This window comes from Cellulomonas sp. (assembly GCF_035634735.1).
GTDB lineage: Bacteria > Actinomycetota > Actinomycetes > Actinomycetales > Cellulomonadaceae > Cellulomonas.
Map to the genome: position 1 here is coordinate 1 of NZ_DASQCJ010000211.1, position 7,865 is coordinate 7,865.

Here is a 7,865-nt window from a genome sequence, read left to right on the forward strand (position 1 = left end):
CCGACGTCGCCCGGCGGGGCGTCCAGCGCGTCCAGCTTGGCCGTCACGGCGGTGAACCCCCGGTTGAGGTTCTCGCCGTGGTCGCCGTCGCCGATCTGCCGGTCGAGCTCGATGAGCTCCTCCCGGTGCTCGGCGACCACCTGCGCCGTGCGCCGCACCCAGGCGACCGCCCAGCCCGCGTCCAGAGAGCCCGTCATGTCCCGTTCCCACCTCCGCCGTCGGACCCGCGACCACGCCGCCGGGAGGGCGGCGGGCCGGCTACCAGTGCAGCGCGGCCGTGCGCACCGGCGCGTCCCAGAGCGCGGTGAGCTCGTCGTCCAACCGGAGGACAGTGACCGAGGCGCCCTGCATCTCCAGTGATGTCACATAGTTGCCCACGAGCGACCGGGTCACCTGGACCCCGCGGCCCTCGAGCAGCCTGCGTGCCTGACGATAGACGACGTAGAGCTCCGACTGCGGTGTGCCGCCCATGCCGTTGACGAACAGCAGCACCTGCTCCCCCGACGCGAGGCCGAGGTCGTCGGCCACCGGGGTCAGCAGCATCTCGGTGATCTCGTCGGCGGGGGCGGCCTTGATCCGGCGCCGGCCCGGCTCGCCGTGGATGCCGATGCCGATCTCGAGCTCGTCGTCCGGCAGGTCGAACGACGGCTTGCCGGCGTGCGGGACGGTGCACGCGGTGAGCGCGACGCCCATCGACCGGACGTTCGCGACCACCTTCTCGGCCACCGCGACGACGGCGTCCAGGTCGTCGCCCCGGGCGGCGGCCGCGCCGGCGATCTTCTCGACCGCCACGGTGCCCGCGACCCCGCGGCGCCCGGCGGTGTACAGCGAGTCCTCGACGGCGACGTCGTCGTTCACCACCACGGTGCGCACGGTGAGGTCGTCGGCGTCCGCCAGCTCGGCGGCGGTCTCGAAGTTGAGCACGTCGCCCGTGTAGTTCTTGACGATCGCGAGCACGCCGGCGCCGCCGTCGGCCGCGGCGAACGCGGGGGCGATCTGGTCCGGGGTGGGCGAGGTGAACATGGCGCCCGGCACGGCGGCGTCGAGCATCCCGTCCCCGACGAACCCGGCGTGCAGCGGCTCGTGGCCGGAGCCGCCGCCGGACACGAGGCCGACCTTGCCGCTGACGGCGCCGCCGGCGCGGGAGACGAACAGCGGGTCGGTGTGCACCTCGACGACGTCGGCGTGCGCGAGGCCGAAGCCCTCCACCGACTCGGCGACGACGTTCTGGGGGTCGTTGATGAGCTTCTTCACGGCGATGCTTCCTTCCCGGCACCCGGACCCGCGGCGCCCTCGCCGCGACAGTGCTCACACTCGCCGCGCTGGTCGCGGGGCGTCAAGGGCACGGTGTGCGGCGGGGGTGCACGTTCGTGCACCCCCGCCGCATGCTCGCCCCGGCACCCGTCAGGCGCGGCCCATCAGCACGCGCGCCTCGGCCACCAGGTAGATCGAGCCGGTCACCAGCACGGCCGCGCCGCGCTCCACCTCGCGCTCGGCGAGGTCCGCCGCGAGGGTCACGGCCTCGTCGAGCCGCTCCCGGACGTGCACCCGGTCCTCGCCGAACACGTCGACCGCGATCTCGGCGAGGTCGTCGACCTCCATCGCCCGCGGGTTCGACGCCCGGGTGACGACGACCTCGGCCAGGTACGGCTCCAGGACCGCGAGGATGCCCTCGGGGTCCTTGTCCGCCATGGACCCGACGACCCCGACGATCCGCTGGAACGCGAACGCCTCCTCGACCGCCGCGACCAGCGCCTCGGCCCCGGCGGGGTTGTGCGCGCCGTCGACGAGCACGGTCGGGCTGGACCGGACCAGCTCCAGGCGGCCCGGCGAGTCGACGTCGGCGAAGGCCGCCTCGACCACCGACCCGTCCAGCGCGCCGCCGCCCGCGATCAGCGCCTCGACGGCCGCGAGCGCCGCGAGCGCGTTGTGCGCCTGGTGCTCGCCGTGCAGCGGCAGGAACACGTCGGTGTAGACGCCGCCGGAGCCGCGGAGCGTGAGCAGCTGCCCGCCCACGGCGACCTGCCGGTCCACCACGTCGATGTCGACGCCCTCGCGGACCACCCGGGCCCCGTGCTCCGCCGCGGCGTGCAGGATGACGCCCTCGGCGTCCTCCTCCTGCCGGGACAGCACGAGGGTGGCGCCGTCCTTGACGATCCCCGACTTCTCCCCGGCGATCTCCACCAGCGTGTGCCCGAGCCAGCGCTCGTGGTCGTAGGCGACCGGGGTGATGACCGCGACCTCGCCGTCGGCGACGTTCGTGGCGTCCCAGCGCCCGCCCATGCCGACCTCGATCACCGCGACGTCCACCGGGGCGTCCGCGAACGCCGCGAACGCCATGACGGCGAACACCTCGAAGAAGCTGAGCCGGGGCCGGCCCGCCTCCTGCTCCCGGACGTCCACCATGTGCACGTACGGCGCGACGTCCTGCCAGGTGGCGACGAACGCCTCGTCGGAGATCGGCTCCCCGTCGACCGCGATCCGCTCGGTCACCCGGTGCAGGTGCGGGCTGGTGAACCGGCCCGTCCGCAGCCCGTGCTCGCGCACCAGCCGCTCGACCATGCGCGCGGTCGACGTCTTGCCGTTCGTGCCCGTGAGGTGCACGACCCGGTACGCCTTCTGCGGGTCGCCCAGCAGCTCGCACACCGCCGCGACCCGGTCCAGGGTCGGGTCGATGTCGTGCTCGGGCGCCCGCTCGAGGATGCCGGCGTACACCTCGTCGGCGGCCCGCCGGGCGGCCTGGGCCGCCTCGTCGCGCTGGTGGTCCGCTCCCCCGCGGCCCTTCGCGGCGGCCATCAGGCGGACACCCGCTCGACGCCGACGGTGAGCTCGGAGCCGTCCGCGCCCTCGACGACCACCTCCGTGGCCAGCGTCTCCCGCGCGACGAACTCCCGGTGCGCGTCGACCGCCGCGCGGTGCGCCGCCGGGACGCCCAGCGTGAGCCGGATCCGGTCGGTGACCACCAGGTCGGCCGCCTTGCGGGCGTCCTGCACCGCGCGGACCACGTCGCGGGCGTAGCCCTCGGCGAGCAGCGCCTCGTCCAGCGCCAGGTCCAGGACCACGAACCCGCCCGAGGGCAGCACGCCGGCGGCCAGGGTCGGGGCCTCGCCGTCGGCGGTGCTGACGTCGATCGCGGTCGTGAGCTCGTACTCGGACGGCTGCATCGGGACGTCGCCGTCGTCGGTGCGCACGACCACGGTGCCCTCGGCGTCGGTCGACCAGTCGCCGGCCTTGGCCGCGCGGATCACGGCCTGGACGCCGCGGCCCAGGCGCGGGCCGGCGGCGCGGGCGTTCACCGCGAGGTTGCTGCGGACCGCGACGCCGCCCGCGGCGGCCTCCTCGACGGTCGACAGCGCGACGTGCTTGACGTTGAGCTCGGCGGCGAGCAGGTCCGCGAACGGGGCCAGCGCCTCCGGGGTCGCCGTGGCGACGCGCAGCTCGCTCAGCGGCTGGCGGACGCGCAGGCCGTTCGCCTTGCGCAGCGCCAGGGCCGCGGACACGGCCTCGCGCACGCCGTCGACCGCGGCGACCAGGTCGTCGTCGGCCGCGAGCGCCCGGTCGTCCGCCGAGCCGTCGCCCAGGGTCGGCCAGTCGGTCAGGTGCACCGAACGGTCGCCGGTCAGGCCGCGCCACACCTCCTCGGAGAGCAGCGGCGCCAGCGGCGCCATGACCCGGGTCAGCGTCTCGAGCGACGTCCACAGCGTGTCGAACGCCGCCTGGTCCTCGGACCAGAACCGGTCCCGCTGGGTGCGGACGTACCAGTTGGTCAGCAGGTCCAGGTGCACGCGGACCGTCTCGCAGGCGCCCGGCACGTCGTACGCGTCGAGCTGCGCCGTGACGTCCTCGACCAGCCTGCGCGTCCGGGCCAGCACGTACCGGTCCATGGTGGTGACCGGGGTGTCGGGCGTGACCCGGCCGGCCGTGAGCCCGGTCCCGTCGTTCGCGGCGTTGGCGTACAGCGCGAAGAAGTACCAGGTGCTCCACAGCGGGAGCAGCACCTGGCGGACCTCCGAGCGGATGCCCTCCTCGGTGACGACCAGGTTGCCGCCGCGCAGGATCGGCGACGCCATGAGGAACCAGCGCATCGCGTCCGAGCCGTCGCGGTCGAACACCTCGTTGACGTCCGGGTAGTTCCGCAGCGACTTGCTCATCTTGCGGCCGTCCGAGCCCAGCACGATGCCGTGCGAGACGGAGGTGCGGAACGCGGGGCGGTCGAACAGCGCGGTCGCCAGCACGTGCAGCAGGTAGAACCAGCCGCGGGTCTGCCCGATGTACTCCGTGATGAAGTCGCCCGGGTAGTGGTGCTCGAACCAGTCCGCGTTCTCGAACGGGTAGTGCACCTGGGCGTACGGCATCGACCCGGAGTCGAACCACACGTCGAGCACGTCCGGGATCCGGCGCATGGTCGAGCGCCCGGTCGGGTCGTCCGGGTTCGGGCGGGTCAGGTCGTCGATGAACGGCCGGTGCAGGTCCGGCTCGCCGGCGTCGTTCAGCGGCAGCCGGCCGAAGTCGGCCTCCAGCTCGGCGAACGAGCCGTACACGTCGATGCGCGGGTGCGCCGGGTCGTCGCTCACCCACACCGGGATCGGCGTGCCCCAGTACCGGTTGCGGGACACCGACCAGTCGCGCGCGTTCGCCAGCCAGTTGCCGAACTGACCGTCCTTGATGTGCTCCGGCACCCAGGCGATGTCCTGGTTCAGCTCCACCATCCGGTCGCGGAAGGCCGTGACCTTCACGAACCAGGACGACACGGCCTTGTAGATGAGCGGCTTCCGGCAGCGCCAGCAGTGCGGGTACGAGTGCACGTACGACGCCTGGCGCAGCAACCGGCCGTCGGCGCGCAGGCGCTGGGTGATCGGCTTGTTCGCGTCGAACACCTGCTGGCCCTCGAAGTCCGGGACCAGGGACGTGAACTTCCCGCCCTCGTCGACGCTCAGCACCGTCGGGATGCCGACCGCCTCGCAGGTCTCCTGGTCGACCTCGCCGTAGGCCGGGGCCTGGTGCACCACGCCGGTGCCGTCCTCGGTCGTGACGTAGTCGGCGAGCAGGATCTGGAAACCGTGCTCGGCCATGCCCGGCTGGTCCGCCAGGTAGTCGAACAGCCGCTCGTACCGGACGCCGGCCAGGTCGGCGCCGCGGACCTCGCGGGTCACCGCGGCCAGGGCGTCCTCGGCGGAGTCGTAGCCGAGGTCCTTGGCGTAGCCCTTGACGAGGTCGCGGGCGAGGAGGAACTGCTGGGGCGCCGCGCTCGTGCCGTTCGGGCCGGCCGGGACCACGGCGTAGGGGACCTCGGGCCCGACCGCGAGCGCCGAGTTGGTCGGCAGCGTCCACGGGGTCGTCGTCCAGGCGAGGGCGGCGACGCCGTCGAGGCCGAGCTCGGCCGCGCGCTCGCCGGTCAGCGGGAACGTGACCGTGACCGTCTGGTCCTGGACGTCCTTGTAGACGTCGTCGTCCATCCGCAGCTCGTGGTTCGACAGCGGCGTCTGGTCGTTCCAGCAGTACGGCAGCACGCGGTAGCCCTCGTACGCCCAGCCCTTGTCGTACAGGCGCTTGAACGCCCAGACGACCGACTCCATGTAGGACGCGTCGAGCGTCTTGTAGTCGCGGGAGAAGTCGACCCAGCGGGCCTGGCGCGTCACGTACACCTGCCACTCGTCGGTGTACCGCAGCACCGACGTCCGGCAGGCGTCGTTGAACGCCTTGATGCCCATCTCCTCGATCTGGGACTTGTCGGTGATGCCGAGGATCCGCTCCGCCTCGAGCTCCGCCGGCAGGCCGTGCGTGTCCCAGCCGAACCGGCGCTCGACGCGGCGGCCCCGCTGCGTCTGGTACCGGCCGACGATGTCCTTGGCGTACCCGGTCAGCAGGTGGCCGTAGTGCGGCAGGCCGTTCGCGAACGGCGGGCCGTCGTAGAACACGAACTCGTTGGCGCCGTCCTGGCCGGCGTCGCGGGCGTCGATCGACGCCTGGAACGTGCCGTCGGACTCCCAGTACGCGAGGACGTCCTTCTCGAGCGCGGGCAGGTCCGGGGAGGCGGGCAGGCCGAAGGACGCGCCGGGCGCGACCGGGGCGGCGTGCTTCCCGGAGGGGGTGCGGTGCAGCGGATAGGCCATGGCGGATGGCGCTCCTGGTGGTCGGCGGGCCCTCGCGGGCTCGCGGTGCGGTGGCGGATCCACGGGGACGACGCCCGCCCGGCTCTCGCCCGGTGCGCACCGCGGTACCACCCCGCTTGCCGATCGCCTGTCCCGCTGGTGCGGGGCCGGCGCGCGACCACTCTTCGCTGCGGCTGTGACGGGCCTGCCCCGTCCGGTTCTACTGGGGGTCCGCCGCGTGCGTGCTGCGGCTCGCCCTGTTCTTCCGGAGGCTCCCCGGTGATGGCCGGATCGGTGCCTGTGGACCCCAGTGTATCGACGGCGTCCAGCGGACCGCACCGGGATACCCCGCCCGGGCCGATCGCCCGACGACCCGGGCCCTGCGCCCTTCCGCCCGGGACGCCGCCCGGCCCAGCGTCGTGCCCGGCGGAGGCACCGGGCCTCCCCGACACGGAGGGCTCGACATGACCACGCACGACACCCCGCCCACGACCGCCGGTCGCGCGCCCGGCGCCGGTGCCGCCGCAGGGGGCGGCACCGGCGCGACGGGGGCGGCTCCCGCGACTCCGGCCGCCTCGACCCGGGTCCGGCCCCAGCCCCGCGGCTGGGCGCTCGCCGGCACCGCCGCCGGGCTGACCGGCCTGGTCGGCATCCAGGCCTCGATGGCGCTCGGGATCAACTGGGAGCAGACCGCCGGCGACGCGGACGCGATCATCGCCGACCTGTCCGGTCGCACGGCGACGCTGCTGCTGTTCCACACCGCGACGATCGTCTCGGCGCTCCTGGTGGTCGTGTTCGCCGCGGGGCTGTCCCGGCGACTCGCCCAGCAGGCGCCGGCCGGGAGCCTGCTGCCGTCGGTCGCCGCCGGCGGGCTGCTGCTGGTGGCGGTCGCGGGGCTGCTCGGGTCGGGGCTCGACACGCAGTTCATGTTCGGGCTCGCCGACACGGACCTGATCGTCCCGGAGTCGGGCGCGTTCTTCAGCGACTGGATCGCGACGATCCCGTGGCTCTGGGTCGGGGCCGGGCTGTCCGGCGTCGCGGTGGCCGTCGCGGCCCTCCGGCACGCGGCGGCGCCGCGGTGGCTCGGCTGGGTCGGCGCGGTGCTCGGCGGGCTCACGCTGCTGCTCGGCATCTCGCCGCTGCAGTACATGGCCGGGTTCACCGGGCCGCTCTGGCTGCTGGTGACCGCGATCGGCTTCGCCGTCGGCGACCGCCGGTGACCCTCGGCGCGGCGAACGCGCCCGAACCTCCCGTTCTGCGGTGGTTTGCCCCTACGGTGGCGCCATGGACCGGGAGGGTTCGGGCGCGCGCGACGTGGCGCGCGACGGGGTGCCCGGGGTGGCGCTCGCGATCGCCCTGGTCGCGTGGCTGCTCGCCGGGACCGCCGCCGTGCTGCACGTCGCCGCCGGCGGCGGGATGTCCGCCGGGGACCTGCTGTTCACCGCGGTCGACGTGACGGTCGCGGCCGTCTACGGGACGGTGGGCGCGGTCATCTTGTCCCGCCGCCGGCACCCGGTCGGCTGGCTCGTCGCGCTGACCGGCGTCGCCGGCGGGGTGTCGGCGGTCGGCGGCGCCTGGGGCGCGTTCGCCGCGTCCCGGCCGGGCGCCCCGGCGCTCGGCTGGCTGGCGGGCGCGTTCGGCTGGGTCTGGGTGCCGGGCACGGTCGCGCTGTTCACCGTCGTGCCGTGGCTGGCGCGCGACCGGCGGCTCGGGCCGGCGGCCTGGGTCGGAGTCGCGCTGGGGACCGGCTCCGCCGTGCTGCTCACCGGGACC

General features: G+C 74.4%; 5 protein-coding genes and 1 pseudogene. 2 read left to right on the forward strand and 4 right to left on the reverse strand.

Annotated features, from left to right (window positions below; translation table 11 throughout):
• The 4 genes from VER05_RS17155 to ileS form a co-directional block, all read right to left on the reverse strand.
• Positions 1 to 197, reverse strand: a 197-nt coding sequence (locus VER05_RS17155; protein ID WP_324846529.1) for a DAK2 domain-containing protein, incomplete at its 3' end; no start/stop codon positions are given.
• A 61-nt stretch (positions 198 to 258) separates the two neighbouring features.
• Complete coding sequence (gene dhaK, locus VER05_RS17160; protein ID WP_324846530.1) at positions 259 to 1,254, reverse strand: dihydroxyacetone kinase subunit DhaK; 996 nt, start codon at positions 1,252 to 1,254, stop codon at positions 259 to 261.
• A gap of 150 nt (positions 1,255 to 1,404) precedes the next feature.
• Positions 1,405 to 2,796 carry a folylpolyglutamate synthase/dihydrofolate synthase family protein gene (locus VER05_RS17165; protein WP_324846531.1) on the reverse strand — a complete coding sequence of 464 codons (1,392 nt, stop codon included), beginning with the start codon at positions 2,794 to 2,796 and terminating at the stop codon, positions 1,405 to 1,407.
• The gene (ileS, locus tag VER05_RS17170; protein WP_324846532.1) at positions 2,796 to 6,113 is read right to left on the reverse strand and encodes an isoleucine--tRNA ligase; all 3,318 of its coding nucleotides are present in this window, start codon (positions 6,111 to 6,113) and stop codon (positions 2,796 to 2,798) included. Before ileS ends, VER05_RS17165 begins: the two co-directional genes overlap by 1 nt.
• 443 nt (positions 6,114 to 6,556) lie before the next feature.
• Here ileS and VER05_RS17175 point away from each other — a divergent pair, with 443 nt between their 5' ends.
• On the forward strand, positions 6,557 to 7,312 hold the full coding sequence (locus tag VER05_RS17175) for a hypothetical protein (RefSeq protein WP_324846533.1): 756 nt from the start codon (positions 6,557 to 6,559) through the stop codon (positions 7,310 to 7,312).
• 64 nt (positions 7,313 to 7,376) lie between these two features.
• Positions 7,377 to 7,865, forward strand: a pseudogene (locus VER05_RS17180) (hypothetical protein); the annotation flags it as partial.